Origin of the sequence: Janthinobacterium sp. FW305-128 (assembly GCF_020858135.1) — a bacterium.
Lineage (GTDB): Bacteria > Pseudomonadota > Gammaproteobacteria > Burkholderiales > Burkholderiaceae_D > Janthinobacterium.
This window is the reverse complement of the sequence record NZ_JACYMK010000001.1, coordinates 795,020-812,674: the sequence shown is the minus strand read 5'-3', so window position 1 is coordinate 812,674 and position 17,655 is coordinate 795,020. Positions and strand designations below refer to the sequence as shown.

Below are 17,655 nucleotides of genomic sequence, written 5' to 3'. Positions count from 1 at the left end.
CTACGCCGGCGCCCCCTGCGGCGCCGCGCCGCGCACGCGCGCCACCCACCACACCGTCCACAGCGACAAGCCCGCCGCCAGCCAGCCATTGATGCCGTAGCCGCTGATGTGGCCGGCCGCATCCGTCTGCAGGGTCAGGCCACCCAGCCAGGCGCCCAGGCCGCTGCCAAAGCTTTGCAGAGCCGAATTGGCGCTGAGAAACGCGCCCCGCTTGTGCGTTTCCGGGATGGTCGTCAGCAGCGCCTGCAGCGGCACCATGCGGCCCGAGACGAGGGCCATAAAGAAGGGAAACGCCAGCATCAGCCCCAGCAACGGCAGCTGGGGCAAGTGCGTCATGAACAGCAGCGGCGCAATCGACAACAGGGACACCCAGCGGTACACCTGCTGCTTGCCGGCCCGGTCCGCCCAGCGGCCGATCAGGCGCGCCGTAAAGATCGTGGCGCAGCCGCCCGCCAGATACACCCAGGTGACATCGGCCGGCGCCAGCCCCATATTGCCCACGAGCACGGGCGAAATGAAGGGAATGACCAGCATGCCCGTCGTCATGTTGACAATCGACAAGGAAAACGCTTGCAGGTGGCGCCGCTCGCGGAACAGCGCCAGCAGGTTCGGCAGCACCTGGCGCAGCGGCGTGACAGCCGCGCCCATGTGCGCCGTGAGCGACGGCAGCACGCGCGCCGCGCCCAGCCAGACCAGCAGCGACAGCACGACCAGCAGGAAAAACGGCGAGGCCCAGCCAAAGTGCGCGGCCAGCACCACGCCGATGGGCACGCCGCCCACGGCCGCCATGGCAAACGAGGTCATGACGATGCCGGTGGCCGCGCCGCGCCGCTCGGAAGGAATCACGTCGCCGATGATGGCCATGACCATGGCGCCCAGCACGCCGCCCGTCAGCCCCGCAAACGCGCGCGACCACAGCAGCACATAAAAGTTCGGCGCCAACGCGCAAGCGAGGTTCGACAAGGTGAACAGGCAAAACATGGTCAGCAGCAGCTTCTTGCGGTCAAAGCGGTCGATATACGTGGCCGCCAGCAAGCCGGACAGGCCCGCGCACCAGGCGTAGGCCGAGACGGCGCCCGAGACGGCGGCCGGGCCGATGTGGAAAGCCTGCATCAGCTGGGGCGCCAGCGGCATCATCACCATGAAATCCATGATGACGGTAAATTGCGTCAGCGCAAGCAGCCACAGCATCGTGCGCTCGCGCGCCGGCGTCAGCACGGGAACAGGCGCGGCCGTCATGCCAGCGCCTCGACAGCGCTGCGGGCCTGGCGCAGGATGGCGCGGATGGCATCGAGGCGCGCGGCATCCGGCTCGCCCGCGCGCCCGCGCGCCAGCACGGCCGCCTTCAGTTCATGCATCAGGTGGCGCAAATCGTCGTCCGCGCCGGCCGGCGCATCGACCCTGGCGGCAATCGCGTCAACATAGGCGCGGTTCGCCTCCAGGAAAGCCCGTCCCTCGGGCGTGATGCTGTGCAGCTTCTTGTTGCCATCGAGGCTGACGGCCACATAGCCGTGGCCCACGAGGCCGTGCATGAGCGGATAGATGGCGCCGGGACTCGGGGCATACGCGCCGCCGGCGCGCTGTTCGATGGCCTTGATGATGTCGTAGCCGTGGCGCGGCTTGTCGGCGATCAACTGCAGCACCAGGTAGCGCAAGGTGCCCGCGTCAAACATTTTCGGCCCGCGGGCAACGGAATGGCCAGGCGTGCCTGGCGCATCGCCTTGGCCATGGGCTGCCGCGCGCACGGGGTGCATCCCGTGCAGAAGATGGAACATGATGACTCCTTAAGATATATCGCAATAAGATATATCTTATTGTCGAAAACGCAGCAACGCAAGGTTTACTTTCTGGCATCGAAGCCCGATACTCGCCCACATGTCCGCCACCACCGTCCGCCCCCTGACGCCCGACGACGTTGCCGCCTACCGCGCGCTGCGTCTGGCCGGCATCGCCGAACTGCCCGCCGCCTTCTGCACCACGCACGCGGCGGAGAGCGGCTTGCCGCTGGCACGGATAGCCGAGCGCTTGCGCATCACGCCCCACCAAATAATATTTGGCGCTTTCGACAAGGATCAATTGATCGGCATTGCCGGCCTGCGCCGCGAACCGATCGCCGTCGTGCATGACAAGGCCAGCCTGTGGAGCGTATACGTGGCGCCGCAGGCGCGCGGGCGCGGCGCTGCACGACAACTGCTGCAGGCCGCCATCGCCCATGCCTGCGCCATCCCCGAACTGGCCCGCCTGCGCCTGGCCGTGGCGCAGGACAACCACGCGGCATTGACCCTGTACCTGGGCTGCGGCTTTACCCTGGCGGACGGCCCCGCATCGGACGGCATGCTGCAAATGCAGCTGTGGCTGCCGCGCCCGGCGTGTGCAAGTGCAAGCGCAAGTGCCGAAAGTAATGTCTTTATGAAAATCAATACCTTACAAATCCCTGCGAAATAGCGGACAGGCCGTTTTTTCTGTTGCAAGCAAACGCGGCAGGCCTTAGCATCGCGGCTTACAAAAAAAACTTGGGGGAGAGCCAATGTCATCGGCCGAGACACAAACCGCCACAGGCAAAATGCCGCGGCAAATACCGTACATCATCGCCAACGAAGGCTGCGAACGCTTCAGCTTTTACGGCATGCGCAACATCCTGACGCCATTCCTCATCAGCACCCTGCTGCTGATGATCCCGATCGACCAGCGCACGGGCGAAGCCAAGCACGTGTTCCACACCTTCGTCATCGGCGTGTATTTCTTCCCGCTGCTGGGCGGCTGGCTGGCCGACCGCTTCTTCGGCAAGTACAACACCATCTTCTGGCTCAGCCTCGTGTATTGCGCGGGCCACGCCTGCCTGGCCCTGTTTGAAAACAGCGTCAACGGCTTCTATTTCGGCCTGTTCCTGATCGCCTTCGGTTCCGGCGGCATCAAGCCGCTCGTCGCCTCGTTCGTCGGCGACCAGTTCGACCAGACCAACAAGCACAAGGCCAAGCTGGTCTTCGACCTGTTCTACTGGATCATCAACTTCGGCTCCTTCTTCGCCTCGCTGCTGATGCCGATGTTCCTGCGCGACTTCGGCCCGTCGATCGCCTTCGGCATCCCCGGCCTGATGATGCTGGCCGCCACCGTCGTCTTCTGGATGGGCGCCAAGAAATACGTGCACGTGCCGCCGGCGCCGCCGAATCCCGATTCGTTCACCCGCGTGGCCCGCACGGCACTGCTGGCGCGCGTCGACGGCGGTTCGCGTCCCGGCCTGTACGTCGCCTACGTGGGCGTGATCGGCGCCCTGTACGCGTTCTACAGCATTCCCGAATGGGGCTTCGTGATTTCCGCGTGTACGGCGCTGGTCTTGCTGCTGGCCTTCGGCAGCATCGGCACGGCCATGCAGCTGGAACGCGCGCGCGGCATCCACCCGGACGAAGCCGTCGAAGGCGTGCGCGCCGTGCTGCGCATCCTCGTCATCTTCGCCCTCGTCACGCCGTTCTTCTCGCTGTTCGACCAGAAGGCCTCGACGTGGATCGTGCAGGCGAACACCATGGAAAAACCGAGCTGGTTCCTGCCGGCGCAGATGCAGGCGCTGAACCCGATGCTGGTGATGCTGCTGATCCCGTTCAACAACCTGGTGCTGTACCCGATGCTCAACCGCTTCGGCCTGGAAGCGACGGCCCTGCGCCGCATGACGGCCGGTATCGGCTTTTCCTCGCTGGCGTGGATCGTCATCGGCTTGCTGCAGCTGGCCCTCGACAGCGGCAACGCCGTCTCCATCATGTGGCAGATCCTGCCGTACGCCCTGCTGACGTTCGGCGAAGTGCTGGTCTCGGCCACGGGCCTGGAGTTTGCGTACAGCCAGGCGCCCGTGTCGATGAAGGGCGCCATCATGAGCTTCTGGAACCTGTCGACCACGGTGGGCAACCTGTGGGTGCTGATCGTCAACCGCAGCGTCATGAATGAAGGCGTGATCGGCAAGATCGCCGAGAGCGGCATCAGCGTGACGGCTTTCCAGATGTTCTTCTTCGCCGCCTTTGCCGCCGTCGCCATGCTGGCCTTCGGCCTGTATGCGAAGCGCTACAAGATGGTGGACAACTACCGCCAGGCGGCTGTCCCGGGCAAGGCGTAATCATACAAGTAGGTCGGATTAGCCCAAAGGGCGTAATCCGACAACGCTGCTGACAATGTCGTCGGATTACGCGTGGCGATGCCACGCTAATCCGACCTACGCGCCCTTTTTTTACGTCGTCACCGTCGGCGCGTCGCGCCCCGTGCGTGCGCGGATCTGCGCCACTTGCTCGGCCACGGCGATCAATCCCGCCAGCGCTTGCTGGGTCGGGATGTCATGCTGCGCGGGATCGGCCTCGTAGCGCTCCAGGTACAGGCGCAGGGTGGCGCCCTCGGTGCCCGTGCCGGACAGGCGCAGCACGATGCGCGCGCCGTCCGTCATGACGATGCGGATGCCCTGCTGCGTCGCCACGGAACCGTCGACGGGGTCCGTGTAGCTGAAATCGTCGGCCAGCGCCACCGTGTAGCCATCGAACTGCTGGCCCGGCAAGGCGGCCAGCTGGCCGCGCACGGCCGCCATCAGCTGCGCCGCGCCAGCGCTGTCGATGTCTTCATAGTCGTGGCGCGAGTAGTAGTTGCGGCCATACGTGGCCCAGTGCGCGCGCACGATTTCTTCCACCGATTGTTTTTTCTCCGCCAGCAGGTTGAGCCAGAACAGCACGGCCCACAGGCCATCCTTTTCACGCACGTGGTTCGAACCGGTGCCGTAGCTTTCCTCACCGCACAGGGTGGCCATGCCGGCGTCGAGCAGGGTGCCGAAGAATTTCCAGCCCGTGGGCGTCTCGTAGCAGGGGATGCCCAGCGCGCTGGCGACCCGGTCGGCCGCGCCCGACGTGGGCATGGAGCGGGCGATGCCGGACAAGCCCGCGCGGTAGCCGGGCGCCACGGTGGCGTTGGCGGCCAGGATGGCCAGGCTGTCCGAGGGCGTGACGTCGAAGCGCCGGCCGACGATCATGTTGCGGTCGCCGTCGCCGTCCGAAGCGGCGCCGAAGTCGGGAGCATCGTCGCCGGCCATGCGCGCGATCAGTTCCTGCGCGTTGACGGGATTCGGGTCCGGATGGCCGCCGCCGAAGTCTTCCAGCGGCACGCCGTTGATGACGCTGCCCTTCGGTGCGCCCAGCATGCCTTCCAGGATGGCCGTCGCATACGGGCCGGAAACGGCGTGCATGCCGTCAAAGCAGATGCGCAGGCCGCCTGCGAACAGGGCGCGGATGGCGTCGAAGTCGAACAGCTGCTGCATCAATTCAGCGTAATCAAGCACCGGATCGATCACTTCGACCGTCATCTGCTCGATGCGCACAGTGCCCAAGGCGTCGAGGTCGATGTCGGCCGCGTCGCTGATGCGGTATTCGGTGAGCGTTTGCGTGCGCGCAAACATGGCTTCCGTGACCTTTTCGGGCGCCGGGCCGCCATTGGCGATGTTGTACTTGATGCCGAAATCGCCATCGGGGCCGCCCGGATTATGGCTGGCCGACAGGATGATGCCGCCGCTGGCGCCATGCTTGCGGATCACGCAGCTGACGGCCGGCGTCGACAGGATGCCGCCCTGCCCCAGCAGCACGCGCGCGTAGCCGTGCGCGGCCGCCATGCGCAGCACCGTCTGGATGGCGGCGCGGTTGTAGTAACGCCCGTCCCCGCCCAGCACCAGGGTCTGGCCGCGGCAGTCGCCCAGCGTGTCGAACACGCTTTGCACGAAGTTTTCCAGGTACTGCGGGGCGCTGAAGACCGCCACCTTCTTGCGCAAGCCCGACGTGCCGGGCCGCTGGCCGGCCATCGGCGCCGTATTAATAATTTGAATAGCCATCTTGCCTCCCTGTTAACTTCCCATGTTAACCGATGCCGGCCGCCCGGCAAAGCGTTGTACGCCTGCCACGGTGCGGCAAGCCGCTTAACGCCGCATCCCGGCATACCGTATAATGAGAATCATTCTCATATGCGGCATTCCTCGCTGCGGACTCATACATCGGACGCCGTGGTTGCACGCTATTACCAAGAACTGTTGAACTTTTGCTGGCGCAGCTTGCGCAACCGCGACGCTGCTGCCGACTTGGTGCAGGAAAGCTATGCGCGCGTGCTGGGCGAACAGGCCGTGCGCGAACCGCGCGCGCTGCTGTACCGCACGGCGCGCAACCTGATGATCGACCAGCACCGCCGCGCCGCCCTGCGCCAGCACGAGGAACTTGACGCCCTGCCGGAAGCGGCGCATCCGGCAGGGCCGCTGCATTTGCAGCCGGAACAGGCACTGGAAAGCAGCCGGGACTGGCAAGCCTGCGTGGCCGCCATCGACGCCCTGCCGCCCCGCTGCCGCGACGCCTTCGTGCTGCACGTCTTCGAGGAATTGCCGCACGCGCAGATCGCGGCGCGCATGGGCATATCCGTGAGCATGGTGGAAAAACATATCGCGCGCGGCATGCTCAGTTGCCGGGCGCAGTTGCTGCAGTTGCATTCCTTGCGCAAAGCCACATAATGGCGCCCATGACCGCCCGCCCGCCCCGCCATGAGTTCGGCCCGTCCGCCCAGGACGAGGCGGACTTGCGCGAGTATGCCGCTTTTACCGCCACACAAGACCCGGCAGCGCTGGCGGCGGCCACCTGGTTCAGCCGGCGCCATGACCTCGATGCGCAAAGCCAGGCCGAGTTTGCCGCCTGGCTGGCGGCCGATGCGCGTCACGCCCAAGAATATGCGCAGCTCAAAGACACGCACCGCGCCGTGCGCCGGATTCCCGCGCACGTCGCCGCGCGCTGGACCGTGCCCCAGGCTTCCCCTGCGCCAGTGTCCGCTCCCCGCCGGCACTGGCTGCGCGCCTTGCCGTATGCGGCCGCCGCCATGCTGCTGCTCGGCGTGGGCGCGGGCGGCTACCAGTGGTGGCAGCAACCCACGTTCAGCCAGTCGTATGCCACGGCGCGGGGCCAGCGCCTGGCCGTCGCCCTGCCCGACGGCAGCAAGCTGCAGCTCGACACGGCCACGCAGCTGCACGTCACCGTGTACCGCCAGCGGCGCGAAGTGCGCCTGGCGCAGGGCGAAGCGCTGTTCCAGGTGCAATCAAAGCAAGGGCAGCCGTTCGACGTGCTCAGCGGCCCTTTGACGGTGACGGTGGTGGGTACACAGTTTGCCGTGCGCAACACCCTGGCCCAGGACGGCCAGCTGCGCGTGGCCGTGCAGCATGGCCACGTGCGCGTGGCGGGCGCGCGGCAAGAGCAAGTCGACCTGACGGCCGGCCAGGGCGTCAGCAGCGATGCCGGCGGCCGCCTGTCGGCCGTCGCCAGCCTGGCCCCCGGCAGCGTGGCGCCGTGGCGCGACGGCAGGATCACCTTCGACAACGTGCCGCTGGGCGCGGCGCTGGCCGAGTTCGAGCGCTATGGCGACACAGGCCTGCTCGTGCGCGATCCGGCCGTGGCGCGCCTGCGCATCGGCGGCAGCTTCAGCCTGACCCAGCTCGACCGCTTTGCCGCCGCCCTGCCCCAGCTGCTGCCCGTGCAGCTCGTGCACAGCGGCACTGCCAGCGAGATCCGCATGGCGGCAACAATGCCTGCGCAGGCGCCCGCCATGCATCTGCAACAAAATAAATGAAAATAAGTCGCATTCGCAGGTGAGGATTTTATCCACTGCCGCGTCTACCAGGTGTATCGACAACAAGTAACCTGGAGAATGCCGCATGTGGTCCCCCCGCTTCAATCTGCAACCTGCCCCCCTCGCCCTGGCCGCCATGCTGGCCCTGGGCACGCTCAGCGCCGCACAGGCGCAAACTTTGCCCACCGTCAAACTGTCCATCGCCGCCCAGCCGCTGGGGCAAGCCCTGAATGAACTGGCGCGGCAAGCCAATCTGCAACTGCTGTTTTCGCCCGACCTGGTGGCCGGCAAGACGGCGCCCGCCATCAACGCCACGCTCAGCGTGCGCAACGGCCTCGATCGTCTGCTGGCCGGCAGCGGGCTGCAGGCGTCGATCGACGGCAATGCCGTCATCATCAAGGCGGCGCCCAAGGCCACGGGCGAAACGGCGACCCTGTCGGAAATCACCGTGACGGCCAATGGCGAGCGCACGGCCACCAGCGAAGGCACGGGCGCCTACACGACGCGCGCCGTGACCCTGGCGGGCACGGAACGCGCGCTGCGCGACACGCCGCAATCGGTGTCAGTGGTCACGCGCCAGCAGATGGATGACAAGAACCTGTTCACCTTGGACCAGGTGCTGGAGCAAAGCACGGGCCTGACGCGCATGAACCGCAGCTTCGGCTCGCATGAATTCCTGTCGCGCGGCAATGCCCTGTCTTACCTGATCGATGGCATGCCCGGCATTTCCGACAATGCCACGGGATGGCTGATCCCCGACATGGCCGTGTATGACCGCGTCGAAATCCTGCGCGGTTCGGCCGGCCTGATCGTCGGCGCCGGCACGCCGGGCGGCGTCGCCAACCTGGTGCGCAAGCGCCCCCGCGCCGAAGCGCACGCGGATGTGACGGCCACCGTGGGCAGCTGGCAGCAGCGCCGCGTGGAGCTCGACGCAGGCGCGCCCCTGAACGCGGCCGGCACCGTGCGCGGGCGCGCGCTGGTGGCCTATGAAGAGCGCGATTACTTTTATGACGCGGCGCACAGCCGCATGCCATTGTTCTACGGCATCGTCGAGGCGGATCTCGACGCCGCCACCACCGTGCGCGCCGGCGCGCGCCGCCAGCACACGGTGACGGACGGCTACTGGCTGTTCGGCCTGCCCCGCTACAGCGACGGCGCGACCTTGCCCGTGCGGCGCTCGACGTCGCTGGCGCAGGACTGGAACCGCCACGACGCCACCATCGGCGAACTGTTCGCCGACCTCGAACACCGTTTTGGCGGCGACTGGAAGGCCAAAGTTGCCCTCAACCGCACGTATGGGGCCTTCGACCAGCAGGCGGCCATCGTGCGCGGCAGCATAGCCCCCGCCACGCAGCAAGGGGCGCGCCTGTACACGGTCAATTACCGCAAGCAGGATATCGTCACCACGGGCGTGGACGCCAACGTGGGCGGCAGCTTCCAGGCCTGGGGCGGCAGGCATGAGGTACTGCTGGGCATGAATGCCTCGCGCGCCGTCACCGACGATCATGCGGCCTCGACCTCGCCCGGCCTGCCCTTCGACGTCTTCCATCCAAACAATACGCTGCTTGCCCGTCCCCCGCATCCGGCCTGGGACGCGCTGCCGCACCTGAACGAGCAGCACTACGGCGCCTACGCCAGCACGCGCTGGGAACTGCGGCCTGACCTGCATCTGCTGCTGGGCGGCCGCCTGAGCTGGTTCGACAAGCAGACCACGGGCAAGCTGGAGACCGACCCCGTCAGCCGTTACAAGGAAAGCCGCGAATTCACGCCGTACGCGGGCCTGGTGCTCGACCTCGACAAGCGCTGGTCCGTGTACGGCAGCTACGCCAGCATCTTCCAGCCGCAGAGCCTGTACTACACGCTGGGCGGACAACCGTTGAAACCCGTCGTCGGCGACACCTATGAAGCGGGCGTGAAGGGCGAGCTGTACGACGGCCGCCTGAACGTGGCGCTGGCCGCTTTCCGCATCGACAAGCGCGACACGGCCGTGTACGACGAGGCCAGCAACGACGATTGCCTGAAGTGGGACGTCACGGGCAGCTGCTACCGCAATGGCCGCCCCATCCGCAGCACGGGCATCGACGCGGACGCCAGCGGCGAAGTGCTGCCGGGCTGGCAGCTGTCGTCCGGCTACACCTACAATATCGCGCGCGGCGAAGGCGACGAAACGCCGCCCACCGTCACGCCCAAGCACATGCTGCGCGTGTCGACCAGCTACCGCCTGCCCGGCGCGTGGAACCACTGGACGGTGGGCGGCGGCGTCTCGGCGCAAAGCGGTTATGTCTACCGGGCCGACGACAATCCCGACGTGCGTTTCCGCAATGGCGGGCGCACGGTGTGGGATGCGCGCGCCGCGTATATTTTCAACCGCCACTGGAGCGCCAGCCTCAGCATCGCCAATGTAACGGACAAGACCTACTGGGCCGCCACGGGTGAATTGCGCCGTGGTAATTACTTCGGCGAACCGCGCAACATCATCCTCACCGTGCGCTACACGCCGGCGCTGTAAGCGCCCGCGCAGCCAGCATCGCGCGCCACGGCCGCCCCCAGTACCGGGCGGCCGTGCGCGTTTACAACATCGCACTCTTGCATGTCTCACAACCCCGCACTATAATAAGAATAGTTCTCATTCACATTTGGACTCGCCAGAGTCTGCACGCAGTCGCCTGACTGCCATATGGCTGGATGACACGCTGCGCCAGCCAGGCCACACCGCCAAGCAAGCCTCCCCTACCAAAAACGCCCGCCGTCCGACGGCGGGCATGCGAGAAGAAGGATGTTTCATGGCGCGAGCAGTTTCGCTGGCCGGCATGGTGGCCGGCCCGTTTTCCCCAACCGTTGGCAATACCGCCCTGCGTCCGCTGGCCGCCGCCGTGCAGGCGGCATTGCTGGCGGCGGCCCTGGGCGCAGGCACGGCGCTGGCCGCCGATACGAGCGCCAAGCCGGAGGAAGCCACCCTGAGCGAAATCAAGGTGCAAGCCCAGCAAGACAAGGCATCGACCGAGCATACGGGTTCCTACACGACAAGGGAAATGGCCACGGCCACGCGCATGGGCCTGTCGATGCGCGAAACGCCGCAATCGATTTCCGTGGTGACGCGCCAGCGCATGGACGACATGGGCTTGAACAGCCTGGCCGAGGTGCTGGTGCAGTCGACGGGCGTGACGGTGCAGGAAAACGACAGCGAACGCACGAGCTTTTCCGCGCGCGGCTTTTCCATCGGCAATTACCAGATCGATGGCGTGGCCGTCAATTCGGGCTCCAATGCGTTGTTCGACACGGCCATCTACGACCGCATCGAAATCGTGCGCGGCGCGACGGGCCTGGTCAGCGGCAATGGCGACCCGTCGGCCACCATCAACATGCTGCACAAGCGTCCCGGCAAGGAGTTCGCCGCCTCGGCCGGCCTGACGCTGGGTTCGTGGAGCAAGGTCCGGCTCGAAGGCGACATCGGCGCGCCGCTAAATGCGGACGGCAGCATCCGCGGAAGAGTCGTGGTGGCCGGCCAGAACCGCCATTCCTACATGGACCTGTACAAGGAACGCAAGCTGGCGGGCGCCGTCATCGTCGAGGCGGACCTGACGCCGGCAACGTTGCTCACGGCCGGCATCGACTATCAAAAGAACACGCCGAAAGGCACGAGCTGGGGCACCACGCCCCTGTTCTTCGCGGACGGCACGCCGGCCAACATGCCCCGCTCGTTCAATATGGCGGCCAAGTGGAGCAGCTGGGAACGCGAGTTTCAGAACAAGTACGTCTACCTCGAGCACCGCTTCGCCAGCGACTGGAAGCTCAAGGCCGCCTACGGGCGCCTGGACAGCTCCTCGAACGGCAAGCTGTTCTACGGCGGCAGCGGCTATCCGAAACGCGACGGCAGCGGCCTGGAAGTCTGGAGCGGCGCCTTCCCCTACGAGGAAAAGCAGGACAATTTCGACCTGTCGGCCAATGGCAGCTTCCCCCTGTTCGGCCGCCGGCACGACCTGGTGCTGGGCGTGAACGGCTGGAAGCGAAAGGGCACGACGAATGAAACCTTGCTGCCCGATCCGCTGCCGTTCGCCACCACCATCCCCGACTTCCGCAACTGGACGGGCGACGTGCCCGAGCCGGCGCTCACGCGCACGGGCGCGCGCGACGTCGCCACCACCAAACAGTCGGGCGCCTTCATCGCCACGCGCATCAACGTCGCCGACAGCGTCAAGGTGCTGGCCGGCGCGCGCGTGTCGAAGTGGGAAACGTATAACGACCGTTACGACACCGGGGGCCGTTTTGTGAAGCGCAGCTCCGCGTATAAAACGGACGATGTCGTCACGCCGTATGCGGGCCTGGTGCTCGACGTGAGCAAGAGCACGTCGCTGTACGCCAGCTATACCGACCTGTTCAAGCCGCAAAACCTGAAGGACAAGAACAACGCCTTCCTCGACCCGATCACGGGCAGCAACGTGGAAGCGGGCGTGAAGAGCGAATTCCTCGACGGCGCCGTCAATGCCTCGTTCGCCGTGTATGAAGCGAAGCAGGACAATCTGGGCGAGGAAGACAAGTCGGTGCCGCCGACCTTCGTGCTGCCGGATGGCAGCCGTCCGTATATATCGACGGGCAAGGGCACGAAAAGCAAAGGTTACGAAGCAGAAGTGTCGGGCAGCCCCTTGCGCGGCTGGCAGCTGTTCGCAGGCTACACGCACAGCAGCTCGAAGACGGGCAAGGGCGTGGTGACCAACACCATCCAGCCGACCAACATGCTGCGCGTCTCGACCACCTACCGCCTGCCGGGCGAGCTGCAAAATCTCACCATCGGCGGCGGCTTGAACTGGCAGAGCGAGATCTGGACGATGGCCACCCTGCCGAACAAGAGCAAGATCCGCGTCAGCCAGGGCAGCTACGTGCTGGCCAACCTGATGGCGCGCTACCAGATCAGCCCGAAACTGTCGGCCAGCCTGAACGTCAACAACCTGTTCGACAAGACGTATTTCCGCCGCGTGGGCTTCTATAACGGCGGCTATTACGGCGAGCCGCGCAACGTGGCGCTGAACCTGCGCTACCAGTACTGATGCAGCGCCGGCCGCTTTTTCCACTCACATAACAAGATAAGCAAGATAAGGGATACACCATGCACATCGCTTCCATCGCGCGCCCCGGCGCCCTCGCCACCGCCCTGCTGGGCGCGGCCCTCGCCTGCGGCAGCGCCAGCGCGCACCAGATCTGGCTGCAGCAGGACGGCAAGGCGGCCAGCGTGTACTTCGGCGAATTCGGCGACAACCTGCGCGAAGCGTCGCCCGGTCTGCTGGACAAGTTCAGCATCAAGAACGTGACGTGGCTGTCGGCCAAGGGCGCGCAGCCGCTGCAGGCGAGCAAGACGGCGGGCGCCTTCCTCCTCAATGGCAAGGTGGGCGCCGGCGAAAGTATCATCGTCGAGGAAAACGCCTACCCGTCATGGGAAGAGAAAAAGGATGGCAAGACCACGCGCACCGTGTGGGTGCCGGCCGCGCGCCTGATCGCCGACGGCAAGGCGCAAGCACCCGCGCTGACCCTGGACCTGGTGCCGACCGGCACGCCGGGCCAGTTCCAGGTCAGCTACCAGGGCAAGCCGCTGGCGCAGGCCAAGGTCAACGCCGTGGTGCAGTCGGGCTGGGGCAAGGAAGCGTGGAGCGATGCGCAAGGCCTGGTCAGCTTCCCGCTGCCATGGCAAGGCACGTATGTGCTGGAAGTGCAGCACACGGACAAGACGGCCGGACAGCGCGGCGCGCAAGCGTATGACAAGGCCATGTTCGTGACCACCCTGAGCCTGGTGCAGCCGCAAGGCGTGACGCCGCTGCCGGCCGGCCCAGCCCAGCCGCCGAGCAAGGATCACGACTGACCATGCAAGCGCCTGCCATCATTAAAATGCCGCGCCTGCGGCTCTCCGCCGGGGTCGTGTACCGCCTCGGCGTGGCGTCGCGCAGCGTGGCCGCCATCGCTGGCGGCTACGTGCTGGCCGCACTGGTCACCATGCTGCTGTCGGTGAGCCTGCCCATGGCCCGTTCCGAAGCCGTCATGACGGCCACCCTGCTGTCGTTTGCCATCTACACCTGCGCCGTGATGTGGGTCTTCGCCACGCGCAGCGCCCTGCGCGCGTGGCTGGGTCTCCTGATTCCGGCCGCCGTCATCGCCGCCATCCTGCAGTCGATGGGCGCACTATCCTGGAGTCTCGCATGAAAGAAGGTTTCCGCCAGTCGATGGCATGGCTGCACACCTGGTCCGGCCTGCTCGTCTGCTGGATCTTGCTGCTGGTGTTTTGCGCCGGCACCGCCAGCTACTACCGCAATGAAATCACCTTGTGGATGCAGCCCGAGCTGCACGGCGCCGCCGCCAGCGAAGTGAGCACCGAGGAAGCGGCCAAGGTCGCGCAGCAGGCGATGGAAGAGCGGGCCGAAGGCGCCACGCGCTGGTTCATCAGCTTGCCCGGCGAGCGCAGCCCCGCCACGCAGCTGGGCTGGAGCAAGCCGTCGCAACCGGGCGAAAAGAAACGCGGACGGCGCGGCAATTTTCATAGCGAAAAAGCCGACCCGGCCACGGGCCAGGTGCTATCGAAGCCGCGCGAGACGCGCGGCGGCGAATTCCTCTACCGCCTGCATTTCGACCTGCACTACATGTCGGCCATCTGGGGCCGCTGGATCGTGGGTTTCTGCGCCATGTTCATGTTCGTCTCCATCATCAGCGGCATCGTCACGCACAAGCGCATCTTCAAGGACCTGTTTACCTTCCGGCCGAAAAAGGGCCAGCGCTCATGGCTCGACGCGCATAACGTGACGGCAGTGCTGGCCCTGCCCTACCACATCATGATCACCTACACGGGCCTGGTCACCCTGATGTTCCTGTACATGCCGTCCGGCGTCACGGCCGCCTACAAGGGCGACCAGGACGCCTTCTTCGCCGAAGCCTTCCCGGGCCGCTCGGGCGACAGCAAGCCGGCCGGCGTGGCCGCGCCGCTGACGCCGATCGCGCCCCTCGTGCGCCAGGCGGAACAGCATTGGGGCGGCAAGGTCGAACGCATCTCCGTCAATCACCCGGGCGACGCCAACGCCACCATCACGCTGACGCGCGCCGGCGGACGCGACATGTCGTCGAAGCAGCCGTCGATGGAATTCGATGGCGTGTCCGGCAAGCTGCTGTCGACCGACGGCGAGGCGCAGCCTGGCGCGGCCGCCACGCAAGGCGTGATGGTCGGCCTGCACGTCGCGCATTTCGGCGGACCGCTGCTGCGCGCCCTGTTCTTCCTCTCCGGCCTGGCCGGCTGCGCCATGGTCGCCACGGGCGCCCTGCTGTGGGCCGTCAAGACGCGCCAGAAGCAGGCCAAGGCGCTGGCCGCCGGCAAGCGCGCCAGCTTCGGCCTGCGCCTGGTCGAAGCGCTCAACATCGGCGCCATCGCCGGCATCCCGATCGCCTTCGGCGCCTACTTCTGGGCCAACCGCCTGCTGCCGGCGGCGATGGAGGAGCGCTCGAAAGAGGAAATCGCCTGCTTCTTCGGCGCCTGGGCCCTGGCCGCCATCATCGCCCAGCTGCGCCCGTCGCGCGCCATGTGGCGCATGCAGCTGGCCGCCGGCGCCTTCCTGCTCGCGGCGCTGCCCGTGCTGAACGTCTTCACCACCCATTCGCACCTGGGCGTGACCCTGTTCCTGGGGCGCGGCCCCGTGGCGGTGGCCGCCTTCGACCTGGTGGTGCTGGTGCTGGGACTGGGTCTCGCGTATGCGGCGTTCAAATTGAAACCGCTGCCCGTGAAAGCCTCCAAACCAGCACCGGCCAAGCCGGCGCCGACGACGATGGAGGCCGCGTGATGGAACCGCTAGCCAATTTCCTCGTCTTCGCGCTGTGCTACGCGGGCCTGTCCTCGCTGTGCCTGGCCATGGACCGCCACTACGCCGACCTGCACGGGCGCGGCGCCGAACCGCCCGCCCCGCTGCGCCGCCGCCTGCAGTGGACGGGCTGGCTGGCGCTGGCGGCCGGCCTGGCCTGGGCCATGCACATCGCCGGCGGCGGCTATGGCCTCGTCTACTGGGTCGGCAGCCTGACGGGCTGCGGCTTGCTGCTGATCTGGCTGCTGCCGTATGCGCCGCACCAGGCCATGCGCCTGGCGCGCGTGATCGGCGGCGCGGCCGTGCTGGCCGCCGCGCTGCTGGCGGCGCTGTCCGTCACGCCGGGCTAGGCGACTTGAGCAGCACCTCGATGCCCTCGGGCGCCATGGCGCGGCCGAGAAAATAGCCAAATGCCTCGTCGCAGCCCATCTCGGCCAGCAGTTCCAGCTGCTCGCCGCTTTCCACGCCGCCGGCGATGGTGCGCAGTCCGAGCGTGCGCGCCATCGCCACGATGGCGCGCACCATGGCGCCATCGCCGCCCGGCTTGTCCAGGTCGTCGATGAAACACTTTTCGATCTTCACGGCATCCGTGGGAAAGCGTTTCAGGTAAGTGAGCGAAGCGTCGCCCGTGCCGAAATCGCTGATGGCAATCGCCATGCCCAGCTGGCGGAACTGGCGCAGTATCAGCTCGCAGTTCTGGTTGCTGTCGATCAAGATGCCGGCGGCGATTTCCAGTTCGATGCAATGGCCCGGCACGCCGGCCGCCTGCAGCGCGGCGGCGAAATTGCGCGCGATATCGCGCTGGTAGAACTGGCGCGCCGACAGGCTGACGGACACCGTCAGCATCTGCCCCTGCGCAATCCAGCCGCGCGCCTGATCCACGGCCGTGGCCAGCACCCAGGCGCCCACCGGCAGGATCAAGGCGCTTTCCTCCAGCACCGGCAAGAAGTCGAGCGGCATCATCAAGCCCAGTTCCGGGTGCTTCCAGCGCAGCAGCGCCTTCACGCCCGTGATCCTGCGCGTCTTCAAGTCCATGCGCGGCTGGTAGAACAGGGCGAATTCATCGCGTTCGAGCGCGTGGCGCAGGGCCGTCTCGAGGATGGTGCGCGAATACGACTGCGTCTGCATGCGCGGCGCATAGCGCTGGCAAGTGCCGGGGGCGTGGCGCTTGGCCGCATACATGGCCAGGTCGGCCTTTTCGATCAGCGCATTGACGTCGTCGTCGTCGTCCGGATACAGGGCCACGCCCACGCTGGCCGCCACCGACAGGCTGTACTCGCCGATGACGAAGGGCGCGGCGATGGCGGCGACGATCTTTTCGGCCACCCGTTCGGCATCGTGCGCCGTGCGCAGTTCCGTCAGCAGGATGATGAATTCGTCGCCGCCCTGGCGCGCCACCGTATCGACCTTGCGCACGCACTGCTGCACCCGGCGCGCGAACTCCGTCAGCACCTGGTCGCCCACGTCGTGCCCCAGGCTGTCGTTGATGGATTTGAAACGGTCGATGTCGACAAACAGCACGGCCAGCAAACCCTGGTGGCGGCGCGCGTAGGCGATGCCGTGCTCGAAGCGGATCTGGAAATGCAGGCGGTTCGGCAGTCCCGTCAAGCCATCGTGGTGGGCGATGAATTCCAGCTGCTGCTCGGCGCGCCTGCGGGCCGACACATCGTGCAGCAGCAGCACCGCGCCGCCCTGCGCCAGCGGCGCGCAGCTGTACTGCACGTCGATGCGCTTGCCGTCGAGATGGCGCAGCAGCACGGCGCCGCGCGCCACTTCCAGCACCTCCTGCCGCGCCACGCAGTCGCGCACCTGGCGCGCCGCATCAATGGGCGTGCCGTCATGGAACAGCGGCAGCAACCCGGTCACGGGCTGGCCCAGGCCAGCGTCGCCCAGCAGCCCGCCCATGGCGCTGGCGCGGGGATTCAGATACTGCACCACGCCGTCGTGGTCGGTGCCGATGACGGCCGCCGGCAAGGCGTGCAGCAGCGCCAGCGCCTCCGCCATGCGCCGCGCCTGCGCCGCCTGCAGCACCGCGCCGGTCGCATGACGCATGCGCCACGTGCGCGCCGCGCGCCACTGGCAGGCCAGCAGCACGGCGAGCACCATGGTCAGGGTCAGGCACAGCGCCAGCAGCAGCGCCGTCATGCGTCACCCGGCAGGCGGAACGTAGGGAACATGGTTTTCCTTTGCAACGCGCGCCATGCGGCCGGGCGCAGAT

The 17,655-nt window shown here is 66.7% G+C and carries 14 protein-coding genes; 10 read left to right on the top strand and 4 right to left on the bottom strand.

Annotated features, from left to right (window positions below; translation table 11 throughout):
- Complete coding sequence (locus IGS60_RS03685) at positions 1-1,239, bottom strand: MFS transporter (protein ID WP_230502459.1); 1,239 nt, start codon at positions 1,237-1,239, stop codon at positions 1-3.
- Positions 1,236-1,775: a PadR family transcriptional regulator gene (locus IGS60_RS03680; protein WP_230502457.1), complete on the bottom strand. Its 540-nt coding sequence runs from the start codon at positions 1,773-1,775 to the stop codon at positions 1,236-1,238. Before IGS60_RS03680 ends, IGS60_RS03685 begins: the two co-directional genes overlap by 4 nt.
- Before the next feature lie 100 nt (positions 1,776-1,875).
- Here IGS60_RS03680 and IGS60_RS03675 point away from each other — a divergent pair, with 100 nt between their 5' ends.
- Both IGS60_RS03675 and IGS60_RS03670 read left to right on the top strand, forming a co-directional pair.
- The gene (locus tag IGS60_RS03675; protein ID WP_230502455.1) at positions 1,876-2,445 is read left to right on the top strand and encodes a GNAT family N-acetyltransferase; all 570 of its coding nucleotides are present in this window, start codon (positions 1,876-1,878) and stop codon (positions 2,443-2,445) included.
- A gap of 118 nt (positions 2,446-2,563) precedes the next feature.
- Positions 2,564-4,102 (top strand): oligopeptide:H+ symporter, encoded by a 1,539-nt coding sequence (locus tag IGS60_RS03670; protein ID WP_162995845.1) that lies wholly within the window; start codon positions 2,564-2,566, stop codon positions 4,100-4,102.
- A 111-nt stretch (positions 4,103-4,213) separates the two neighbouring features.
- On the opposite strand, the gene IGS60_RS03665 is transcribed toward IGS60_RS03670, so the two are convergent.
- A complete protein-coding gene (locus tag IGS60_RS03665; RefSeq protein ID WP_230502453.1) occupies positions 4,214-5,845 on the bottom strand; it encodes an alpha-D-glucose phosphate-specific phosphoglucomutase in 1,632 nt (543 codons plus the stop codon).
- A 168-nt stretch (positions 5,846-6,013) separates the two neighbouring features.
- On the opposite strand from IGS60_RS03665, the gene IGS60_RS03660 reads away from it, so the two are divergent.
- From IGS60_RS03660 to IGS60_RS03625, 8 genes are all read left to right on the top strand, one after another.
- Positions 6,014-6,508 (top strand): sigma-70 family RNA polymerase sigma factor, encoded by a 495-nt coding sequence (locus tag IGS60_RS03660; protein WP_230502450.1) that lies wholly within the window; start codon positions 6,014-6,016, stop codon positions 6,506-6,508.
- A gap of 8 nt (positions 6,509-6,516) precedes the next feature.
- Positions 6,517-7,611, top strand: a complete 1,095-nt coding sequence (locus IGS60_RS03655) for a FecR domain-containing protein (RefSeq protein ID WP_230502448.1) — start codon at positions 6,517-6,519, stop codon at positions 7,609-7,611.
- An 85-nt stretch (positions 7,612-7,696) separates the two neighbouring features.
- The gene (locus tag IGS60_RS03650; RefSeq protein ID WP_230502446.1) at positions 7,697-10,120 is read left to right on the top strand and encodes a TonB-dependent receptor; all 2,424 of its coding nucleotides are present in this window, start codon (positions 7,697-7,699) and stop codon (positions 10,118-10,120) included.
- Between the two features lie 274 nt (positions 10,121-10,394).
- Complete coding sequence (locus IGS60_RS03645; RefSeq protein ID WP_230502445.1) at positions 10,395-12,656, top strand: TonB-dependent siderophore receptor; 2,262 nt, start codon at positions 10,395-10,397, stop codon at positions 12,654-12,656.
- A 59-nt stretch (positions 12,657-12,715) separates the two neighbouring features.
- Positions 12,716-13,462: a DUF4198 domain-containing protein gene (locus IGS60_RS03640; protein ID WP_099409562.1), complete on the top strand. Its 747-nt coding sequence runs from the start codon at positions 12,716-12,718 to the stop codon at positions 13,460-13,462.
- 2 nt (positions 13,463-13,464) lie between these two features.
- Positions 13,465-13,800, top strand: a complete 336-nt coding sequence (locus tag IGS60_RS03635; RefSeq protein WP_230502443.1) for a DUF3649 domain-containing protein — start codon at positions 13,465-13,467, stop codon at positions 13,798-13,800.
- Entirely contained in the window at positions 13,797-15,419 is a 1,623-nt protein-coding gene (locus IGS60_RS03630) for a PepSY domain-containing protein (RefSeq protein WP_230502440.1), read from the top strand. Before IGS60_RS03635 ends, IGS60_RS03630 begins: the two co-directional genes overlap by 4 nt.
- The gene (locus tag IGS60_RS03625) at positions 15,419-15,787 is read left to right on the top strand and encodes a DUF3325 domain-containing protein (protein WP_230502691.1); all 369 of its coding nucleotides are present in this window, start codon (positions 15,419-15,421) and stop codon (positions 15,785-15,787) included. Before IGS60_RS03630 ends, IGS60_RS03625 begins: the two co-directional genes overlap by 1 nt.
- Here IGS60_RS03625 and IGS60_RS03620 read toward each other — a convergent pair.
- Complete coding sequence (locus IGS60_RS03620; RefSeq protein ID WP_230502438.1) at positions 15,774-17,582, bottom strand: EAL domain-containing protein; 1,809 nt, start codon at positions 17,580-17,582, stop codon at positions 15,774-15,776. The genes IGS60_RS03625 and IGS60_RS03620 overlap by 14 nt on opposite strands.
- Positions 17,583-17,655: the final 73 nt, after the last annotated feature.

Excerpts from the sequence above, each read along its gene's own strand:
- IGS60_RS03685 (WP_230502459.1), bottom strand. The coding sequence starts at position 1,239 with ATGACGGCCGCGCCTGTTCCCGTGCTGACGCCGGCGCGCGAGCGCACG.
- IGS60_RS03655 (WP_230502448.1), top strand. The coding sequence starts at position 6,517 with ATGACCGCCCGCCCGCCCCGCCATGAGTTCGGCCCGTCCGCCCAGGAC.
- IGS60_RS03680 (WP_230502457.1), bottom strand. The coding sequence starts at position 1,775 with ATGTTCCATCTTCTGCACGGGATGCACCCCGTGCGCGCGGCAGCCCAT.
- IGS60_RS03675 (WP_230502455.1), top strand. The coding sequence starts at position 1,876 with ATGTCCGCCACCACCGTCCGCCCCCTGACGCCCGACGACGTTGCCGCC.
- IGS60_RS03640 (WP_099409562.1), top strand. The coding sequence starts at position 12,716 with ATGCACATCGCTTCCATCGCGCGCCCCGGCGCCCTCGCCACCGCCCTG.
- IGS60_RS03620 (WP_230502438.1), bottom strand. The coding sequence starts at position 17,582 with ATGACGGCGCTGCTGCTGGCGCTGTGCCTGACCCTGACCATGGTGCTC.
- IGS60_RS03665 (WP_230502453.1), bottom strand. The coding sequence starts at position 5,845 with ATGGCTATTCAAATTATTAATACGGCGCCGATGGCCGGCCAGCGGCCC.
- IGS60_RS03625 (WP_230502691.1), top strand. The coding sequence starts at position 15,419 with ATGGAACCGCTAGCCAATTTCCTCGTCTTCGCGCTGTGCTACGCGGGC.
- IGS60_RS03650 (WP_230502446.1), top strand. The coding sequence starts at position 7,697 with ATGTGGTCCCCCCGCTTCAATCTGCAACCTGCCCCCCTCGCCCTGGCC.
- IGS60_RS03630 (WP_230502440.1), top strand. The coding sequence starts at position 13,797 with ATGAAAGAAGGTTTCCGCCAGTCGATGGCATGGCTGCACACCTGGTCC.
- IGS60_RS03670 (WP_162995845.1), top strand. The coding sequence starts at position 2,564 with ATGCCGCGGCAAATACCGTACATCATCGCCAACGAAGGCTGCGAACGC.
- IGS60_RS03635 (WP_230502443.1), top strand. The coding sequence starts at position 13,465 with ATGCAAGCGCCTGCCATCATTAAAATGCCGCGCCTGCGGCTCTCCGCC.
- IGS60_RS03645 (WP_230502445.1), top strand. The coding sequence starts at position 10,395 with ATGGCGCGAGCAGTTTCGCTGGCCGGCATGGTGGCCGGCCCGTTTTCC.